At 47.8% G+C, this 19,918-nt stretch carries 16 protein-coding genes; 8 read left to right on the plus strand and 8 right to left on the minus strand.

The window, feature by feature from the left end; all coding sequences use genetic code 11:
- Window positions 1-18: 18 nt before the first annotated feature.
- The 3 genes from FCL45_RS17450 to FCL45_RS17460 all read right to left on the minus strand — a co-directional run bounded on the left by FCL45_RS17450 (window position 19) and on the right by FCL45_RS17460 (window position 5,210).
- Window positions 19-1,569, minus strand: coding sequence for an acetyl-CoA decarbonylase/synthase complex subunit delta (locus tag FCL45_RS17450; protein WP_136799031.1), 1,551 nt, complete (start codon window positions 1,567-1,569; stop codon window positions 19-21).
- 193 nt (window positions 1,570-1,762) lie between these two features.
- Entirely contained in the window at window positions 1,763-3,721 is a 1,959-nt protein-coding gene (locus FCL45_RS17455; protein ID WP_136799030.1) for an ASKHA domain-containing protein, read from the minus strand.
- Between the two features lie 694 nt (window positions 3,722-4,415).
- Entirely contained in the window at window positions 4,416-5,210 is a 795-nt protein-coding gene (locus tag FCL45_RS17460) for a cytidylate kinase-like family protein (protein WP_136799029.1), read from the minus strand.
- Window positions 5,211-5,787: 577 nt separating this feature from the next.
- On the opposite strand from FCL45_RS17460, the gene FCL45_RS17465 reads away from it, so the two are divergent.
- Window positions 5,788-6,288: a rubrerythrin family protein gene (locus FCL45_RS17465; RefSeq protein ID WP_136799028.1), complete on the plus strand. Its 501-nt coding sequence runs from the start codon at window positions 5,788-5,790 to the stop codon at window positions 6,286-6,288.
- 275 nt (window positions 6,289-6,563) lie between these two features.
- Window positions 6,564-7,304 (plus strand): M15 family metallopeptidase, encoded by a 741-nt coding sequence (locus FCL45_RS17470; protein ID WP_136799027.1) that lies wholly within the window; start codon window positions 6,564-6,566, stop codon window positions 7,302-7,304.
- Between the two features lie 430 nt (window positions 7,305-7,734).
- On the opposite strand, the gene FCL45_RS17475 is transcribed toward FCL45_RS17470, so the two are convergent.
- The gene (locus tag FCL45_RS17475) at window positions 7,735-8,439 is read right to left on the minus strand and encodes a TIGR04211 family SH3 domain-containing protein (RefSeq protein ID WP_136799026.1); all 705 of its coding nucleotides are present in this window, start codon (window positions 8,437-8,439) and stop codon (window positions 7,735-7,737) included.
- A 429-nt stretch (window positions 8,440-8,868) separates the two neighbouring features.
- On the opposite strand from FCL45_RS17475, the gene FCL45_RS17480 reads away from it, so the two are divergent.
- The gene (locus FCL45_RS17480) at window positions 8,869-10,281 is read left to right on the plus strand and encodes a PLP-dependent transferase (RefSeq protein ID WP_136799025.1); all 1,413 of its coding nucleotides are present in this window, start codon (window positions 8,869-8,871) and stop codon (window positions 10,279-10,281) included.
- Between the two features lie 165 nt (window positions 10,282-10,446).
- A complete protein-coding gene (locus tag FCL45_RS17485; RefSeq protein WP_136799024.1) occupies window positions 10,447-10,629 on the plus strand; it encodes a twitching motility protein in 183 nt (60 codons plus the stop codon).
- A gap of 162 nt (window positions 10,630-10,791) precedes the next feature.
- On the opposite strand, the gene FCL45_RS17490 is transcribed toward FCL45_RS17485, so the two are convergent.
- Together FCL45_RS17490 and cobO are read right to left on the minus strand one after the other, a co-directional pair.
- Complete coding sequence (locus FCL45_RS17490) at window positions 10,792-11,940, minus strand: CaiB/BaiF CoA transferase family protein (protein ID WP_136799023.1); 1,149 nt, start codon at window positions 11,938-11,940, stop codon at window positions 10,792-10,794.
- 97 nt (window positions 11,941-12,037) lie between these two features.
- Window positions 12,038-12,595 (minus strand): cob(I)yrinic acid a,c-diamide adenosyltransferase, encoded by a 558-nt coding sequence (gene cobO / locus FCL45_RS17495; protein WP_136799022.1) that lies wholly within the window; start codon window positions 12,593-12,595, stop codon window positions 12,038-12,040.
- Window positions 12,596-13,043: 448 nt separating this feature from the next.
- Here cobO and FCL45_RS17500 point away from each other — a divergent pair, with 448 nt between their 5' ends.
- The 3 genes from FCL45_RS17500 (at window position 13,044) to FCL45_RS17510 (ending at window position 15,789) form a co-directional block, all read left to right on the plus strand.
- Window positions 13,044-13,304, plus strand: a complete 261-nt coding sequence (locus FCL45_RS17500; protein ID WP_136799021.1) for a hypothetical protein — start codon at window positions 13,044-13,046, stop codon at window positions 13,302-13,304.
- A 22-nt stretch (window positions 13,305-13,326) separates the two neighbouring features.
- Complete coding sequence (locus tag FCL45_RS17505; protein ID WP_136799020.1) at window positions 13,327-14,970, plus strand: sodium:solute symporter family transporter; 1,644 nt, start codon at window positions 13,327-13,329, stop codon at window positions 14,968-14,970.
- A 249-nt stretch (window positions 14,971-15,219) separates the two neighbouring features.
- The gene (locus tag FCL45_RS17510) at window positions 15,220-15,789 is read left to right on the plus strand and encodes a YIP1 family protein (RefSeq protein ID WP_136799019.1); all 570 of its coding nucleotides are present in this window, start codon (window positions 15,220-15,222) and stop codon (window positions 15,787-15,789) included.
- Between the two features lie 96 nt (window positions 15,790-15,885).
- On the opposite strand, the gene FCL45_RS17515 is transcribed toward FCL45_RS17510, so the two are convergent.
- Window positions 15,886-16,938 (minus strand): multiheme c-type cytochrome, encoded by a 1,053-nt coding sequence (locus FCL45_RS17515; RefSeq protein ID WP_136799018.1) that lies wholly within the window; start codon window positions 16,936-16,938, stop codon window positions 15,886-15,888.
- Between the two features lie 263 nt (window positions 16,939-17,201).
- On the minus strand, window positions 17,202-18,581 hold the full coding sequence (gene mgtE, locus FCL45_RS17520) for a magnesium transporter (RefSeq protein ID WP_167495861.1): 1,380 nt from the start codon (window positions 18,579-18,581) through the stop codon (window positions 17,202-17,204).
- A gap of 577 nt (window positions 18,582-19,158) precedes the next feature.
- Between mgtE and FCL45_RS17525 the strand changes: the two genes are divergently transcribed.
- Entirely contained in the window at window positions 19,159-19,704 is a 546-nt protein-coding gene (locus tag FCL45_RS17525; RefSeq protein WP_136799016.1) for an LOG family protein, read from the plus strand.
- Window positions 19,705-19,918 lie beyond the last annotated feature (214 nt).

Consider the following 19,918-nt stretch of genomic DNA (forward strand, 5'->3'; position numbering starts at 1 on the left):
CAACAATGCATGTCCCGTTTAACGCTTATGGAACCTGTTCAGCATGTCGAGAATTTTCTCCTGAACAGTCATCTGAACAGCATCCGGGGTTTTGGCGATCTCCCCTTCCGGTGCGGTTGGCCGTGCAGTAGCATGCTTGGCACGCTCTTTGGCACGTTCTGCGCGAATTGCTGCCTCTTCCGCCTCACGCTGCTCAACAGCCTCACGTGCAGCTGCAGCTTCAGCCTCTTGCTTGGCTTTGGCTTCTGCCTCTGCTTTGGCTTCCGCATCAGCTTTAGCTTTGGCTTCTGCCGCGGCTTTAGCTTCTGCATCTGCTTGAGCTTTGGCCTCTGCATCTGCTTTGGCTTTTGCTTCGGCCTCTGCCTTGGCTTTAGCATCTACCTCAGGAGCAACCTTTGGCTCTGCCGGCGCTTCCGGTTTGGTCTCTTTCAGCTCGGCTTTTACCTCAGGCTTGGCTGCCGGTGCCGCAGGAGCTTCTTTCTTAGCCGCAGGAGCAGCTTTCTTGGCCGGTGCCGCTTTTTTCTCTACCTCTATGGTCAGATCAGGCTCAGGAGCCAGTGCTGCAAAATCGACAGAAGCCTCGGCAAGCCGCTTAGCAATGCCTGCAGTTCCGTTTAAGGAGCCGCCATCACTCATGGCCTTGATAAACTCTTTGGTCATGCGGATGGCCTCAGGATGACGCATGATCAGGATATTTGATCCGGTCATCAGGTACGATACCGCCGCAACTGATTCCATGAGAATTCCGCGACGCTCCGGGTCACCCAGCAATGGAGCCTCTTCCACAGACAACTTAGCTTCCTTACACTTCCATACTTCATTTCCGAGATTGTTGATCATCGGGAACTGCAATTTCTCGTCGCCCTGGGTCATGGCGGCCAGGTTCAGGCGCTCCATGACAGAGTAGGTGTACTCAAGTCCATACCCCAGTCCACCGGTAGTCGGATCTACCAGTATCCTGTCCATGGGCATGCCGAGATTCTCGAGCAGAATGTTGACCTGCTTGGCAAGGTTTACATCAATCGGAGAAGAAGAAATAAGTGTATGGCCATAACCCATTGCCGCAGCACCGATTCCTTTGTAGTTCTTCTCTTCAACCGGTCCGAGAACGAGATTGCAACCCTCGCACTTCTCTGCAACAACTTTCAATACCTCCTCGTCTTTCTCAGGCGATGCACAGCCCCAGACGATAAGGGGAACATCAATAGCATCAAAAACATTCTTTACTGTCTCTGCAGCCGATTCCGGGCTGGCATCCTTATCGTTTGGATCGATGGATTTCAGTTGGAGAACGATTGCCTCTGCACCATACTCATCAACACATTTTTTGGCCCAGGCGGCAGGGTCTGCCATGACCCCCTCAAAAGGAGCTGTGACCGCTTCCGGCCAGTCCTCGGGTTCCATGTCCCAAATTTCCATCGCAATTAAGGGCTTGTTCGGCATCTCTCCCTCAAATGTGTAAAATGGGAAAGATGTCTCGCCACCAACAGTTATGGCAGAATCTCCCTTGCCTATGGAAATTTCCCTTATACCACCAGTATAGGATTCCTTCTTAATTTCAAATCCCACTTTTGCCTCCTTAATGGTGAGTGTTTGTTACCTGAAGGTTGCCGTTACCACCCAACCTCAACCTTCCCTTTTTATGACTCAAAATGTAGAGGTACATATAATGAGCAGCTAGTTTCTTTACATAAAACTTCTGTTCTCCTTTTTGACCTTATTGTGCAATTCCACCTGCCATATTAAATCGCAGCCATTTTTTTTATTGATTCCGAGACTCCATTCGAGATTTGAGTCGAGGAAACTTCTCGATCTCGGTGTGCGGTATGAACATAGCCGCAACATAGTTATTCATGTACGACGGGGTTTCAGACAGCTCGAAATTTGTCATTCTCCCGGTTACTTCCACTACATCCCTGCGAATAGCGTTGGTCAATGCGCTCATACGGGCTCCAAGCAAGGAGCCATTGCCTATATACGTTACTCTTTCAGGATCAATCTCCGGCAACAAACCGAGGGTCATTGCTTTTTCAAGATCTATATAACTGCCGAAGCCACCCGCCAGGATGATTTGTTCGATAGAGTCCATGGTCAGGCCAACTTCTTCGAGCAATGTCATGCAACCACTGTAAATAGCTCCCTTGGCGCGGATCAGATTCTCCAGATCAACCTCGGTGAGAACGATGTCGCGATCAATCTGAGTTTCTTCCTGCCAGGCTACAACATATTCCCAGATGTTCTCGCGACAGCGGATACGATCGGTATTCAGTTCACGATTAAACTTACCGTTGTTGTTAATCACACCGAGTTCGAACATCACCGCAGCCATGGTGAGCAATCCTGAGCCACAAATGCCTTTTGGGCGTTCATCGCCTATGGTCAGTATCATCGGTTCATAGGTGACCGGGTCAATCAGGAAGTCTTCAATGGCGCCTTTTGCGGCACGCATGCCGAATTCAATCCCACCCCCCTCAAAGGCCGGGCCGGCCGAACATGCTGTACAGGCCAGCCAGTCTTTATTGCCTATAACCAGTTCTGCATTGGTGCCGATATCGAGAAACAGGGTCAACTCTTCACTGCGATACATGCCTGTTCCCATGATGCCGGCAACAATATCACCGCCTACGTAACTGGAAACTTGGGGAAAAACGAGAGCAATTGCCTGATCACTCAGATCGATACCTATCGAAACCGCATCAAACGGCGGGTACAGAGTAGAAGCCGGCACGTAAGGTGCCCTGCGCAGATGCCTTGGATCAATCTCAAGCAGCAACTGGGTCATGGTGGTATTGCCGGCTATAGTAATGGTGGAGATATTCTCTTTTTCCACCCCGGCCTCTCGTACCACTGACCTGATGACCGTGTTGATGGTCTCCACCACTACTTTCTGCAAGGTCTGCAGACCGCCATCTTTTTCTGCGTACATGATCCTGCTTATGACATCCTCGCCATAGCTGATCTGACCGTTGAATTCACCTTTTTCAGCCAGACACTCACCAGTTTTTAAATCGATCAACTGGCAATATACTGTCGTGGTACCGATATCCAGCGCAATGGCAAAACTTTGAGACGATGTATCCCCAGCCTGCACGTTTGTTATCAGCGTTTTGCCATCCTCACGTACCGGCTTGATCATGGTGGCAGTTACCCGGAAATCATTTTCCCTCATAACAGCTGGCAATTTGCGGATAACGGGCAGGGTTAATTCCAACTTGTGGTAGTCCGCCTTAGTCTTTAACTCCTCAACGAGCCTCGAAACATCAGGCATATTGTTCTGGGCATCGGGTGGCGGAATTTCAAGATATTCCTTAACCACCGGTGCCACGAACAGTCCTTGCTCCTTCAGAGTATCAAAATCCAATTCCTGGATTGTTGCTGTACGTCGGGGAGTTACCTGATTATTCAGGGCACTGGCATCGATTGACGATTCTACAGGGATACGAACCGTCACATCACCTTCGATATGCGCAAGGCAAGCCAGCCTGTATCCTCGCTCAAGATCCTCAGCCGCGAGTCGCTCGGAGATCCCCCCAGCTACGCTGCCCTCTTCGATGAGCACCCTGCATTTGCCACAAACCCCGCCGCCGCCGCATGAAGCGTTTACGTGCACTCCTGCCTGCAATGCAGCTCTAATAAGACTTTCACCAGCAACAACATCAATCTCTCTGCCATGGGGCAGGAAAAGGACTCTATTCGTTTCAACTTTGGATTCTTTTAGCAAAACTTCACAATCCTTTTAAAACCATTAAACAGACAGACCTCTGCATTATCAATGCAGACACGTCTGCAATAAATAACCTAAGCCGTTTAAACAGTTACCCAACCTCGGGCCGCTGTTGTCTCGGGCAAACCACAATCCATTATATAGATAAGAGAAACTAAGGCCTGATCGCCGGGACAATGTCCGGGCTACGGCATAGAGTAAAAAACAGTATTGATAGAAAACAGTATTTTTCCGGCTTGAAACGACATCCGGGGAGAAAAGACAAAGAAATGCAGTTTCTTCACGTAAACGACATGAAGAGAGGGTCATACTCGACAAACTCAATGGGTAACAATAAATTCCCACTGAAAATTCACCTTGAGCAAATGTTTAGCATCGACACGCAGAACGGCAGTCCTTAAAAACCACCCCTCCGCACTCAATTTAACTCCGCATGGTTTAACTCGTAATTTGAGAAAAATCAACATTTAGCGCGAATAGTTTTAACATAAAAATGTTGTTTCTCAAGCGCATCAAATCCATTTCAATATTGCATAAATTCTACTGATAACAACCTGCATTCCAGGGCACACCTAGCACACCCATACCCTTAATTGTGCAAATTGTTCATCTTCAACCGCAGCGATCATACTTTCTTTGTTTGTCAGGCAGTATTCACAGCCATTATCTTGCGGTATATGCCTGACCTCATTTAGTAATAGTCAGAAATCTGAATCTCAACCGCAGTAACCCCGTAGATATCTGCCAGAGAGTTTTCCATTCGCTTTCTTACTGTCTCTCGTTGGCCCTGGGGAATTTTAACCTGCACGCGAACATGCCCTGCCTCAACTGCAACTGCAGCCTGGGGGTAATCGAACAGGGCAGCCTTAACCTCTGATTTCAGGGCCAGTTCATGAATATATCGTGTAGATTCCTCAGTCGCCTGATAGCAGTCAAATTGTGCAGTTCGTGCAACGAGTTCTGCTGCTTCTCCCACACCCATTGTGCTTATATTGAGCACTATGTCGTAGTTCTCTGGCTCTGAGATATCAATACCATATAGCAACATAGCCCATTTTCGCCTCTCTTCGTCATCCTGCATGAGCTGCTGTCGCGCAACATCAGCAGAAATCCCTTTACGACGAACCTCGGCGGCAACCCTGTCTTCGATATCAGCAATGATTCTGACTTTGATGACATGACTGACCCCTTGCACAAAAAATTGCCCGGCCAGACCATGATAAATGTGATTGTCTTTTTGCAGGAATCGCAGGAGTGACGACGCCATATAATTGATGTAGCGGTCCCGGCCAAATGAGAATCGCTCAAGAATATGAGCAGCATGTTTGACATTGGGCATCAACTTGATTTCCGGTATATCAAACACTTCACTGTTCTCCAGCAGGGAATCACGAGAGATACTTTCATATCTGAGTATCTCAGCCACCTTGTGAGCGACTTCCCTGCCGCGATGAAAACTCCCTCTCGAAATACTGATTATCGGCATACGCTTTTCCCTTATGGCAAGTTCATTCGTGTCCTTGTGAGTATTTCGTCACCATCCCTTCAGATGACGTACATCGGGCAGCCTAGCGCAATAACACTGTATTTGCAACTGAATTGTATACTGCTGGCAAGCTGCAAATGGCCACACTTGCGAACATCTTGAAGGGTCTGCCGATTATCAGCGCAAGACTTGAAATATTTCTCGTGAAAGGTACCGGAATTCAGCCAAGAAGTGGCAAGCGTTGAGCAATAGTACGTTGAGTCGATATGCTCAAAAGCTTAAATGCATAACGCTGAACCGCTAAAATATTTTTTCTAAAAACAGGGTTGAATGCTTTTTCACTCCTAACTCCTAACCCGTAACTCCTTACGCCCAGATCCTCCCTCCTCCCTCACAAACCTCAACCAGAGAATTTGTGGCAACCAGAATTTCTTTTCTCTTTCCACTCAGCCAATTGCACAGTCTTGATTCTTAATGTATAATGATTCTCAGTTTCAGTTAGTTCTATGATCTCAAATAGGTACAGAAATTCACTATCACAACTGGTTAACAGCTACTTAAAGTCGAGGAGATTATTATGGCTACCACCACAGACAATTTAAATGATGCATTTGCCGGAGAAAGTCAGGCAAACCAGAAATACAGAGCTTTTGCCAAAAAGGCTGACAAAGAGGGCTTTGCCAACATCGCCAAACTGTTCCGGACCACCGCCGAGGCAGAACGCATTCACGCAGAAGGTCATCTGCGCGCTTTGGACAAAATCAAATCCACCGCAGACAACCTCAAAGAGGCAATTGGAGGGGAAACCTACGAATTTGAAAAAATGTATCCGCCCATGCTCGAGCAGGCTGTCAAAGATGGGCACAAAGCGAAGACCATGTTCAAGTTCGCTGTAGATGCCGAGGAAGTACACGCTATGATTTACCAGAAAGCCCTTGAAGCAGTTGAAAAAGGCCAGGATCTGGATATCAGCGACTTTCAGCTCTGCCCTATCTGCGGCTATATCGAGCTGGGGGAAGCCCCTGACAAATGCCCCGTATGTGGCGCACTGAAAAAAGTCTTCCATGATGTGGCTTAGAGCCACGCCCGCTTAACGAGATATTACTCAAGCGTTCATGCCTGTCATGAACGCTTTTTTTTCCCTGTCCCCAGAACACCCAGACGAGCTGAAACTTCGCAAATCCAGGCACAAGATTCTTTTAAAAACCGTAAAATTACATTGTTTCTCTCAATTCCCTGAACAGTGCTTGTTCTTTTATATTCAATAGACTATGTATGCACCATTGAGATGAAGCATGATGCCCGGCACGTGCCAAGCACCTAACATTCCCTTATTATTGATTAGTTTTGCCCATGTTTACCAATCGTTACCTACCAATTCTCTCTTTGCTTGCCTTAATGCTTATCACCCCGCTTGATGGTTTCAGCACTGAATTCCCGAAAATCGCCAAACTTGAAGACAAGATTTACCGTGGCCAAGAAACGGTCTGGATTGGAGACAAGGAATATGATGTTCCGTACCCGTGGCGAGGAAACAAAATTCCCGCTCCGGCAATACCGCCATCAAACTTCAGCCAAATCCCTGTTGAACACACCAAGGATGGAAGCAGGCTTTACGTAACCAGGCAGACCCACGCCTCATTGCTCAAGCTTTTCGACAAGGCCAGGGAGGACGGTTTTCACTTCAAGGTTGAATCAGGCTATCGCAGCCCCGACTACCAGAGAAGAATCTTCCTGCGTAAATTCAAAGAAGGCCGGGATTTTGACGATGTCATCCGATATGTAGCTCCTCCCGGATACTCGCAACATGCGCTTGGCACATGTGTGGATTTTGCGCCTGGCAACTGGCGATTTGGCCAGAGAGAAGAGTACCAGTGGCTAAAAAGGAACGCTTCAGCGTACGGCTTCACTGAGACGTACCCACAAAAGAATAAATACAACTATCCTTGGGAATCGTGGCATTGGAACTATTCTCCGAATGATGACCCGCATATTCAGGATGATATCGACATACAACCCGAAAACAGCAAAGATCAGGAGATTAAAATTCTCGCCGAAAAGGATCTGGATAACAACCAGGTCCCCGCCTCCTGAGACGGTCTGGAGATCGTTGAACTCGACAAACAACACCGCATGTACAAAAAAAATCCCTGTTTCAGAGTAAAGATCTGAAACAGGGATTTTTTTATTCTCAAACTTTCATCATCGTTACAGACCCGGAATTCTTCACCTGGTTCACGTAAACGAGCAGAGCGAGACTTCGCAGAAAGAGTTGACTTCGACAGAGGCCAGGCCTGCCCTGGTCACCAGTTCAGGCAGGCTCCGGTTCGATCTGTTGCACGATAAATCATGGTAATCTGATATTACTGCAAAAAGACTGATGAAGATCGTGATGCTCTGACCTGCGATGTGAGCATTGTGGAAGCAGCACATTCGCCGACAACTTGCCGGCGACTTTTATCTGCCTGCTCCATGATAACGATGACACAATGCTCATACAAAATCGGGCGAGTCCGACAGGCTCCTAGAGCAGGGAAGATTTCCTGCGCCTGGAAGGACTCGGAAGCCTTCCTATAAGAATACCAATAAGGAACACACCTGCACCTGCCAGAAACCAATGGATCGCAGCCTCTTTCTTCAATTTTCTATTTTCTTCCTTTACGGAACCCAGCGTTTCCTGCAACTGCCCATTCTCGGTGGTAACCCGTTCCAGATCATTCTTGATCTGGACGACATTGGCGGTATCGTCTTTCAGTATTGTGTAATCACTAAGAATTTTGTCACGCTCGGCAAGCACAACGTCCAGGTCACCCTTGATTCGCGACAGTTCGGATGATGTCTGCTGGGCCTGTTCAGATACTTCTATATTGTTCTGCTCAAGGCGATCGCGCTCCTGCTTCAGGGCGGAAACAACCTCTCCAAGGGGTTTTTCCGCACTCAGATACCTTTTGAGCATCCAACCTTCCTTATCGTCAAAGCGGATGCGGGCATAGCTCCCTGACTCTTCGAGAAAATCAACGCGATCTCCATCCTTGACCATACCGATGATCTTGAATTCATTGCCTTGCCCTCTCCTCACCACCACTTCAGCAGTCGGCTTGACATAACGGGTTTCAATTGACGCAGCTGCAACGGAAGGTGTCAGCGCCTGAAAAGATAAAGAACAAACGAGTGTGGCAAGTGGCACAATATGACGGCCAGCTATTTTCGGTATACATTTCAACTTCATATCTATTTTCTCCAGAGACGAATACAGCGTATCGGGAATAACGCTTAAATTTGCGGTAACTCACTACTTCATGTGATAAATATCCGAGCATTCTTACCGACCACCCTATGAAAGTCAACCCGTCTTTTCATCATGCCCAGCTTCGATTGCATTGCATAACTATGAAGGCCATTACCGAATTACACCTCACTCGCCTAGCAATCACATGGACCTCACCCCAATCACCCTCCACTGCAAATTGTCGGCGCCAAATCCGTGTGGCCTGCAATACCAGGCTCAATTCAACATATCCCCCCGGCCACTCTGAATTTTAGCGCATTTTTTCTCACCTGAAATTTGACTCATTATGTCAGGAAAAGCTATTATTGTCCTGTAACCACTTTAAATTCAGCCAAAGACCAACTCACGATATCAGACCAGACGTGTACTATGGAAAACCAGAACGACACCGCCATTACTCCAGGCATGCAAGAGTATATCAACCAGAGTGATCGCATACGGGCTGAACGCACTAATTACATTAACTCCGAGGTGAAAAAATGGCGATTTGACACCATAGCCGTCCATGGTCTCTACTCTGTTCAGGATGCGCTGAACTTTCACCAGGGTGCTATTATCGAACCTGCATTTCTGAGCTCCTCCCAGGCTTATCGTGATTCTGACGAGATGGCCGCCGCTCTGGCCTATAAGATCCCCACCTGGTGTTATTCACGGATCGCCAACCCCTCCACCTATTATTATGAATGGACATTGGCGTTGCTCGAAGGTTATGGATTCAGTGGAGAGACAAGTTGCTGTTCCACCTCCTCAGGTATGTCTGCGATTTTCAGTGCTGTCACTCCGTTTCTAACGGTCAAGCGGCGGGATGAACCAATCAACTTTGTAGCTACAGCTCAATGCTATGGTGGCACATTCCAGCAGTTTACAGTGCGTCTCATGAAGGAGCGCCAGATAGAATGTCGCTGGGTTGTCGATGCCACCGATATCGATGAATGGGCCTCGAAAATCGATGGCAACACCAGATTCCTTTACGGTGAACTGCCAAGTAATCCACAGCTTGGTTTTTTTGACATAGCTCAGGTTGCAGACCTGGCCCATTCCCACGAACTACCATTGATCGTGGATTCGACTATCGCGACTCCCGCCCTGCTCCGTCCACTATGCCATGGGGCAGATATCGTGGTGCAATCTGCCACTAAGAGTCTGACCAGTAGCGGTTTCGGTATCTGTGGTGCGGTTATCTCACGCAAGCCCATCACAGCAAACCTTGAGGAGGCCGCTTTACGAGATGATTTCGCCTTCAATATCAAACTCCTTCAGAACAGGGATCTCGGACCGAATCTCCACCCGATGCAGGCAATTCTGACACTCAACGATATACGCACCCTGCGCTCCAAGATGGACCTGATGAGCCGCAATACCATGCAGGTCGCCAAATTCCTGCAGGATCATCCAAAAGTTGAGCGGGTTGAATACCTCGGCCTGAAAAACCACAAGCTGCATGAACTCGCCAGCAAGTATATGTGGCTGGTCGATGCCGAACATGACGAACTCTACCAGAAACCGGTAAACCGTTACGGGCATCTGATGTCATTCTGTGTAGCTGGCGGCATTGAACCTGCGCGCCGCTTTTTCGACAGCCTGCAACGAATCTGGCGGGCAACGGATCTGGGCCGCATAAAATCTGTCGCCACTATCCCGGCGATCTCCACCCATCAGCAGCAAGGTGAAGAGGCCCGTAAAATGGCCCATGTTCCCGGCAACATGGTGCGACTCTGTGTTGGGGCTGAGCATCCTGATGATATTATCGCAGATCTGGATCAGGCCTTACATAAAGCATGACTTTCATTGCCATAAACGAACTGAGCAAACATACGATGCATGAAATTCTACCGCAATACCAAATCCCCACAGGCAATATCAGCAGATGTTTAATGTATCAACTATTACAACCAGTGTCAGAGAAACAACGACGTACACTGACGCACAACATGAGAGGGGTAGAAGATGGAATTACAAGACAACCAGTCTGCGCTTATCCTCGATATAGACGAGCTGGGCGAAATCAGCGTCAACGTAGCTTCAATTGATCAGCAGGGTCTGACAGCCCGCATTTGTCACGCCATAGCCATCAAGTTGACCTCTGATGTATCTTTTCAAACCCATATCATGGAGATGCTGGATTCATAACTGCCGTATCACTCGCTCTGCACGGTTAAGCAAACACTAAAGCCTATCTTACATGAGATGCTGGATACTATTTCGCAGCTCTGCGAGCTACGAGTATACCTCTCGTCCCGGTTCCGCGCCCTGTCGACACTGCCCGCCACTCCATATCAACTGACACCGGGTCTAAACAACCCCCGCCCCTGCGAACTCATCAATATAACTATTGCTGTATCCCAACTCCCGCAATATCTCCCGGGTGTGCTGGCCAAATGTTGCCGGGCTACTATGGATTTCTGCCGGTGTTTCAGACAATTTCACCGGGCTGGTAAAGGTCTGACAGAGTTTTCCGTTTTGCCCGGGATAGAGGTGAATCATCTGCCTCTCCCTGAAAAATGGTGAATCCACAATCTCGTCAACAGTTGCCACCGCGCTATAGCAAACATCCAGATCAGAGAGCTCTGCATCCCACTCGGCCAAGTTCTTTTGACTAAATGTCTCCCTCAACCAATCAATCAGTTCAAGCCTCCTTGCGTTATCATATTGCAGTTCGGCAAACTCTGGTCTGCCCAAATGCTCACACAGTCTGTGCCAAAATCGATTTTCCACCGCACCTATTGCTACATAGCGGTTATCTTTGGTTTTGTAGGTATTGTAACAAGCGAATTTATGGGAAAGTGTTGTAGCGGAACGTAGCGGTTGCTCCCCTGCTTTCTGCTGGAAAAATCGGGGCAGAGTCAACAGGCCGAGCACACCTTCAGTCATCGAAATATCGATATACTGCCCACGCCCGCTCTGGGTGCGGCTGTAGAGAGCCATGAGAATACCAACCGCTGCCTGCATCGCTCCGCCGAGAATATCAGCAATCTGCACTGCCGGAATGGTCGGCGCCCCACCCTCCTCGCCTATCAAATTAAGCACTCCGGCAGTACTGAGATAATTGACATCGTGACCAACCTGATATCTCTTCGGCCCGGTCTGACCATATCCTGAAATCGAACAATAAATTATTCCTGGATTAATTTGGCAAAGAGCTTCGTAATCGACGCCGAGCCTATCAACAACGCCTGGCCGAAACCCTTCCAGCACCACATCGGCATCTCTCACCAGGCGCGAAAAGATCTCTTTTCCTTTTGGATTCTTCAGATTGAGCGACATATGGCGTTTATTTCGATACAGCTCCTCAAAAAACAAGCCATCATCCTGGAACTTCCTGTTCTCGATGGCAATGACATCTGCTCCGTGATCAGCCAGAATCATCGAGCAATATGGGCCGGGCAGCAAACGGGAAAGATCCAGCACCCGAACCCCGGCAAGCGCTCCTTTATTCGACATATCCCCTCCTTGTGCTGTATGTGCTAAACCACCGGCCCGAATTGCTCAGGAGAAATCCGGGCTGGTTTGCCTTACTGCGCTAATGCCTGGAGTCAACTTAAAACTCTATGCCTTTCTGGGCTGTAATACCTTCCTCAAAAGCATGTTTTAATGGACGAATCTCTGATACAGTGTCAGCTATTGCAATCAAATCTTCATGTGCGTTTCGCCCGGTCATGATCACACTGAGTCGTTCAGGCTTGTGGGCAATAAGCTCCACGATCCGCGACACGTCGAGAAATCCAAAGAGCGGCAGATAGGTGATCTCGTCCAGGATTACCAGGTCATACTCATCGCTGGTGACCTTCTCTTCGGCAAGCGCGAAACCTTCTTCCGCAACCTTTTTATCCTCGTCGATCTTTTCTTTGTTGAATACAAACCCCTTACCACAGATAAACCAATCCAGATTATCAAATTTATCAGCCATCAAACGCTCACCGTAAGCCCCCTGGCCTTTAAGGAACTGGATGACACATACCTTCTGGCCATGCCCGAGGGCGCGAAAGGCTGTACCGAGTGCTGCTGTAGTCTTGCCTTTGCCATCACCGGTATTGAGGATTACCCGACCGGGTTTTGCTTTTTTTGCTGTTTTGCGATCATTACTTCGATGCGCCATGGATTATTCCTCCTGTGGTATTCTCAATCTCAGCTGCACCACCAACCACCATCGACATACTTACATTTTTGAAACATTACATATAAATATAGTTGACATAACTTATAAATATATCTTACAATAGTACCGATGAGCGAGCGCTCGCTCACCTTGCTTTGTTGTACCGTGTCGTTCACAAAAACGCACTTTTTTTTATTATTGGCTCGAAAAGGAAATGTCACCTCCCAGCCTGTCAAAACACTACACGGAAACCTGGTTTCCGTAAAGAATGCATGATGAGGCAATTATATTAACCCCCAGCACAAGGAGGAAGAGAACCAACCGCAAGATACCAGCTAAAAAGACTCAATGTACAGGTAGCGAACAACAACAGAAAACAGCAGCAAAAAGTATATCAGGTTTGTCAATTAACCCACTAGGATGCATCGCAATCCTCAAGGAGGCGAAGATGAACAAAGCGTACAGAAAAGAAGTCCGGTACACGCTAGGTTTTACTGTTTTACTGCTTATGTGCGGCCACCTGGGCCTGCTCTTTGTCGCATTCCCTTCCCTGCAAGATCATATGATCTTCGGCTTTCCCTCGCAATACATCATTCCTGTCATTATGGGCTGGCTTGGCCTGATGGTAGTCGTCACCATACAAACCACGCTGACCAACAGGCTGGATGATGAAATTGAAGAAATGGACGGTGTCGTCGATAAAATATAATCCTTTTACAGGGGAATAGACCATGGAACAAGAATGGGCACTTGCCGACCCCACCATGGGGATCATATTTGTTGCTGCATCTTTTGCCTTTTTCTATTTTGTTGGCTGGTACTCCCAGCGCGCTGCAAAATCCTCGACCGATTACTGGACAGCCGGTCGCTCTATCGGCTCTCTGGCCAACGGCCTCGGCATGGCCTCCAGCTATATGAGTCTTGCCACATTTCTCGGTGTTACCGCACTAATCTTAAAGTTGAAAGTGCCGTTTGTTTATATGTGGATTCAGTTTGCACTTTCCATCCCGCTTATCACTCTCTGGTACGGTACGCCACTGAGACGTATGGGCGCTTTTACCCCTGCCCAGTTCGTTCGTGAGCGCTACGGCCTCAGAACATCGTATATTGTCGCCACATTTATGATTGTGATCATGCTTATGTATGCCCTGGGACAGATGATTGGTGTGGCCAAAGTCTTCGAGATGCTTTTCGGTATTAATTATAATGTTGCCCTTATCTGCGGTGGCGCACTTATTGTCGGGTATGTGACCATCGGTGGCATGTACGGCACATCGTATAATGCGGCCTTTCAAATGGTATTGATGGCTGTGGCCTTTATCATCCCGCTGGGCGCTATCATGAAGGCCATGGGCGGTTCCGGCTGGTACTTCCCGCCGCTGCTTTATGCAGATATGGTTCCGGCCATGCTCGAACGGGTGCCTGATTTCTTTGACATGAAGTACGGCTTTAAATGGTACTTCTCGCTCATCCCCTGCTTCACCATCGGAGCCATGGGCCTGCCCCACCTCGGCATGAGAATATACACCGCCAAAAACCTTAAGAGCGCCCGCGTCGCCATGATCTGGTTCACGTTCTTCTGCGGCATTACCTTCAGCGCTACCTACACCATGGGTTTTTCCGGCGTATTTTTTCAGGCGACCTCTGGTACCCCGATTGCCCCAACCGATCTTGATAAGATCACCCTCATCCTGAACAGTGTTTTCAATCCCCCGTGGGTACTCGCCCTGGTTATTGCCGGTGCTATCGCCGCCGGGCTCTCCACTATCAGCGCTAACCTGATGGCGATCGGAGCTCTTATCGCCCAGGATATTATCAGCACCTTCAAGCCTGATCTTGAAGAAAACAAAACCAAAATCGTCAATTACAGCGCCATGACAGGTGCCGGCCTGATCAGTATCCTGATCGCACTCAATCCTCCAACATTTCTTGTCGTATCTATTCTCTGGGCATTCGGCCTTGCCGGAGTCACCGTGGCACCGCTGGTTATTCTGGGAGTATGGTGGAAACAGGCCAACAGGTATGGTGCAATGGCTGCCGCTCTTTTGGCTGGCGGTACCTATATATTGGTATCTCCATACGTGGCACCGAACCTTACCATCGCCGGGGGCTTGCCAGCCAAGCTTGGCATGTCCGGCGCGCTGCTTTGTGTCCCCCTCAGTTTTTTCATCATGGCAGTGGTTTCGATGATTACCAATCGTATCCCTGCCCTGCTTGATAAACTCCCCCATGAGGCGGATAAGAAGCTGGTCGACGGTATCCACGGCTGGACCGTATACAATGAGCAACGTTATAACTCCACCGCTGCCGGAGTCACCATATCGGCAGTCAGTCTCTTTTTTGTGATCTGGTCCCTCACCCCGGGCGGTTGGTAGGTAATACACCTGATTTTTTTTGAGGAGAGAGAGCCTCAGCGCCTCTGCCCCGGCCCAAACGTCTTGTGGCCGGGGCGAGGGGTGCCCCTATTCAGCTTGTCATAATTACAGATGAACATTCCTCATCATACCTGTCATTCTTTACCATCAGATATTTCAGCGAAATGTGTTTTTCAGGTTTTTGCTGAATACTCATGGGAAATGCTCATTCAACTGACATTATTTTAACCAAAACTCATTCTCATATTCATGAACTACGCAGATTTTTTCAAATATAGCGTCTCCTGTGAACACCGCCTGTTCCTGTTGGCGAGCGAAGGCAAAGCCCATATCTTTTCAATAGTTAACATACTTATACTTGGCACACTCTTCGGCCTTTCAGATCTGGCTGGCAGCTTGAGCCAGGGCTCGCCGGTGCCCCTTGATGGCAAATTCGCATTTATCACACCACTGATATTTTCAATCTCAGGGCTGGTAAATATGATGATCGCGGTACTTGGGCTGACTCTTGTCTATTGGGCAGCAGCAAAAGCCTTCGGCGGTTACGGCAACATGTCCCACGCTTTTTATCTGGTATCCCTGTCCCTCGCCCCCTTTTGGGTACTGGCACCACTGCTGAACTATACCGTTCGCTTTCACCCGGACACTCTTGTCCAGATCCCAATACTGGTCCCGATTCTGCTCAGTGGGATATGGGCATACAGGTTACTCTGTAAAAGTTTGATAGCAGGCCAGGAGATTAGCCCGGTCAAAGCTCACCTTGCCGTAACAGGGATGGTGATCTTCTCGGTGAGCGCTATTTATGTACTGATTCCTTAAATAAAAAATGGCCTGGAACATCCTTTTTGTTCCAGACCATTTCCGTCAGGCCTCATACCGTGAGCATTATAGATTTTTCAGGCGCTGCGTAATTACTTACTTCTGGTCATGGTAATTCATGGCATTCTTGGAGGCCCACTCTTTATCCCTGCCGCCATGACAACTTAAACAACTGTATTCCACCGTCACAAAGCCTTGAGCAAAAGTCGACTTCTTACCGTTGTCTTCTACCTCCTTAAACATATTCGCATCCGCTGCTGTATTGATCTTGAATAAGTGTGTCCTCACATCACCGGTGTAACTGGCAACACTGATAGCAGACTTTGTTGCCTTGGGCATGTGACATTCGACACATCGGGTGCCTTGTTTTCCATGGATCGTCATGGCGTATGACTTGCCAATCTCTTCGTGGCATTCCAGACAATTATCCTTGACTAAAATTGCCCGCTGGTGCGGGTTATGGCAATCAACACAACCCATATCTTTATGCACACCTGCCTTCAACTCGTTAATCTGTTCGTGATGCCTTATAAACCCGCCTTTTGCCGGTGGCTCGGGCCCCATACCTCCCCGCTGGTGGCACTTGCCACAAGCTTCAGACGAGGTATCAATCTTAATCGTTTCCTTACTCGGCTCGCGGACGTGGTTCATCCCAGGGCCATGACACTCTTCACAACCAATACCATCCTCAGACCAGGTGCCAACCATCCCTTCCATATTATCCTGATTGCCCTCCTTGGAGTAATTGGTCATATGGCATGGACCACAGGCGTATGGCTTTTTCTCACCCTTGTGATAAAAAGACCAACTGCCGTCTTCGAGGTTATACTGTGTCTTAGCTTCCGAACCGTCTTTTGCGGCGGTTACAATATACCCTTCTTTATCTATGAATCTTGCTTTCTTGATCGCACCGCCGATAACATAGGTAATGTCATCCCAGCTATAGCCTGGCGGCAGAGGAATTTTTGCATACCGCGCTTTGTCAACTTTGCGTAATTTCCATGGATGACCAGTTGCCAGCCATTGACTGTAAATTTCCTGGTGACAGCTGAAACACTGATCCGATCCGACATAGTCATTTTCCGCCGATGCCTTTATCACTCCCAAAGGTAGCATCAGTAACGCAAGTACCAATAATTTCATTTTCATGGCTAGCCTCCCTGAAAAGCTTGAAGATTAGTTGGAACACGCTTTACAGTGTGCAAAATGCACAGAATGATGACGCTTTAAAATAATTGTATCACACCGATGCGGAGCGACAAACAGCTACAGGGGAATGGATATGCAGGAGGAAGACTCTACCCAGATGGAAGCTATCGACATCAATAGAGAGATTGAACTCACATCGCAAAAAAAAACGGACAAGCTCCACGCTCATCCGCATTCTTTTCTTCGCTGGCTGAATGAGGCAATCAGATGCCGAGCATGATTTTTGCTGTGCTGAAATATATCAATAAGCCAGTGATATCTACTACGGTGGTCAGTGCAGGGCTCGCCACAACTGCCGGATCAAGCTTCATCCTGACTGCGGCCATTGGCAGGATTGCACCAATCAATGTCGCAGTAACAACCTGCATGCCCAAAGCAATTGCAATGGTTGCACCAATCATTGGCAATGAAAATCCCAGCGGAATATCACTGCCCGATGAAAGCCACATTACCTTACCAAACGAAAGTGTCGCCAAGATCACCGCCATCAGCAACGATACCCGAAACTCTTTAAATATTACCTTGAAGGCATCGCCAGCTCGTATCTCAGACAGGGCCAAAGCACGGATGACCACAGTTGCAGACTGACTGCCGGTATTCCCGCCAGTGTCAGCGACCATTGGCATATACAGCGCCAGCACCATCAGGGCCATCAGGGAATCTTCGAAACTATGGATTATGGTACCCGATAGCAGACCAAGTATTGAAAGCCCTACGATCCAGGAAGCTCTGTTTTTGAAATGAACCCAGAATGATGTTTTCAGATACGTTCCAGCCTTATGCTGACCACTGATAGCCATCAGTTTTTCCAGATCTTCCTGTTGCTCCTGAGTAATGATATCAAGGGCATCATCGTGGGTGATGATACCGACCAAAGCATCTCTGCCGTTAATAACCGGCAAGGCGATGAGGTCATATTTCTGTATTTTTCTGGCAGCTTTCTCCTGATCGTCTTCGGCACGGGCGAACAACACCTCTTTGTGCATAAACGTTTCGATTATCGCATCAGGTTGAGCTACAATGAGATCTTTCAGCGACACAAAACCTGTCAGCCTGCGCTCATCGTCTACCACATAGGCGTAATAAACAGTCTCTTTGGTTGGAGCTTCGAGGCGTATCTGGTCGATAGCCTCAGTCGCACTCATGCTTTTGCGGAGCGCAACATAATCTGAGTTCATTACAGAGCCGGCACTTTCCTCCGGATATGAGGTAAGCTTTCGTATATTTTCCCGCTCAGCCTTAGCCAGAGCCGGATACAAATGCTCTCTCTGTTCGTCTGTAAGACGACGAAAGAGATTAGCCCTGTCATCCGAATACATTGCAGTCAAAATTAAGGCTACTACCTTACGATCAAGTGTTAAAACAAGATCGTAGAGTGTGTCCTCACCAAAGCTGCAGAGAATTTCGCGCCTTATTTCAAAAGAAGTAGCCTGAAGAACTTCCCATATTTCGTACGAAGAAAGTGTGCTGAGAGCTTCAGCCACTTCGGCAGGATGCTCGGCTTCGCAAAAATGACGGAGCGCTAGAGTGTTATTTTGTGCGAGATGGTGACGAAGATCAGTGGTGGTGTTGAGAGTGGTCATGCTGCACCTCATGTAAACCGCGCTAACCCACACGGCATGAGGCAAATGCTTTCTCAGCTTTAAAAGGCTGAAAAAACATCATCACCACATGTGTGGGAACAAGCAGGGGGTATTCTGTTTTGTGATGTATTGAGTGAGTTCATGGCTCAAACTGCCATCTGGACTACCCATGTCATTCTCCCAAATTTTTTCTATTTATGGCAACGGAACAGTACAACAAAAAACGTTCAGATAATTCCGTGCCCCCGAGCGTGCGGGAAATTAGTATAAAAGAATGGTTCTAACAAGAAAAAACATCTTCAGCATTCCTTGATATAATACTCACCACTTACCCCTAACACCTTTTTTTCATTGAAATATCAGATAATTTTAACATTCTTATGCATTATGTTAAAAATTGATTAGGTTGAGTGAAGCAATGAGCAGTTCTATACCGAGAAACTGCTCTATTTTTCATTTTGACAAAAGATCTGTCTATTAAAACTGTTACATGTATTATTTCTTTGGGCAGGATGAGAACTTTACACAGAGCTCTTGGCTCTAGACAAAATATAACAAAATATTATTTGGGAATTACATGAAATCCATATGTGTTTTTCTTGGCTCCAGCGTTGGTAAAGATCCGGCGTACATGAAATTAGCCAATCAAATGGGTACGACAATAGCTCGAAAAGGTTTGACGCTGGTGTATGGTGGTTCCTCGACCGGGTGCATGAATGAACTGGCAAACGCTGCTTTGCAAGAAGGTGGGACGGTAATTGGTGTTACCGTACAGAGCCTAAAAGACAAAGAGCAATTTCACAAAGGCCTAACTGAATTGCACGTCGTCCCAACCATGCATGAACGAAAGGACCTCATGGTCCAACTCTCCGACTCATTCGTTGCCATGCCAGGAGGTATTGGAACTTTCGAGGAATTCTTTGAAGTATACACACTTCGCCAGCTTAACTATCATAACAAACCATGCGCCATTCTTGATGTAAACGGCTTCTATGCACCACTTAAAGAGATGATGGCGGTCACAGAGCGTGAAGGTTTCTTGAAACACTCATTCAGCGAGTGGGTATTGTGGTCTGAATCACCTTTGGAACTTGTTGAGATGCTTATTCAGGGGAAAGACTAAGAGTCAACTCTGTTAGTGTAATCGACCAGATGCTGAGTGTTGGAAATCAACGGCTTACTTAAAAGTGTAAACGATGTTATGACATTGTACTGTTCACATCAATCGCCAAAGACTGAGTGCTGACATTCCCTCTTTGGATCGGGTTATAAAGAAAATGCCAAGGGATTGTCGAAGGGGCTGTTTGGCACATAACAGTGCTTTTTTGATATTGCTA

Source organism: Desulfosediminicola ganghwensis, assembly GCF_005116675.2.
GTDB classification, from domain to species: domain Bacteria; phylum Desulfobacterota; class Desulfobulbia; order Desulfobulbales; family Desulfocapsaceae; genus Desulfopila; species Desulfopila ganghwensis.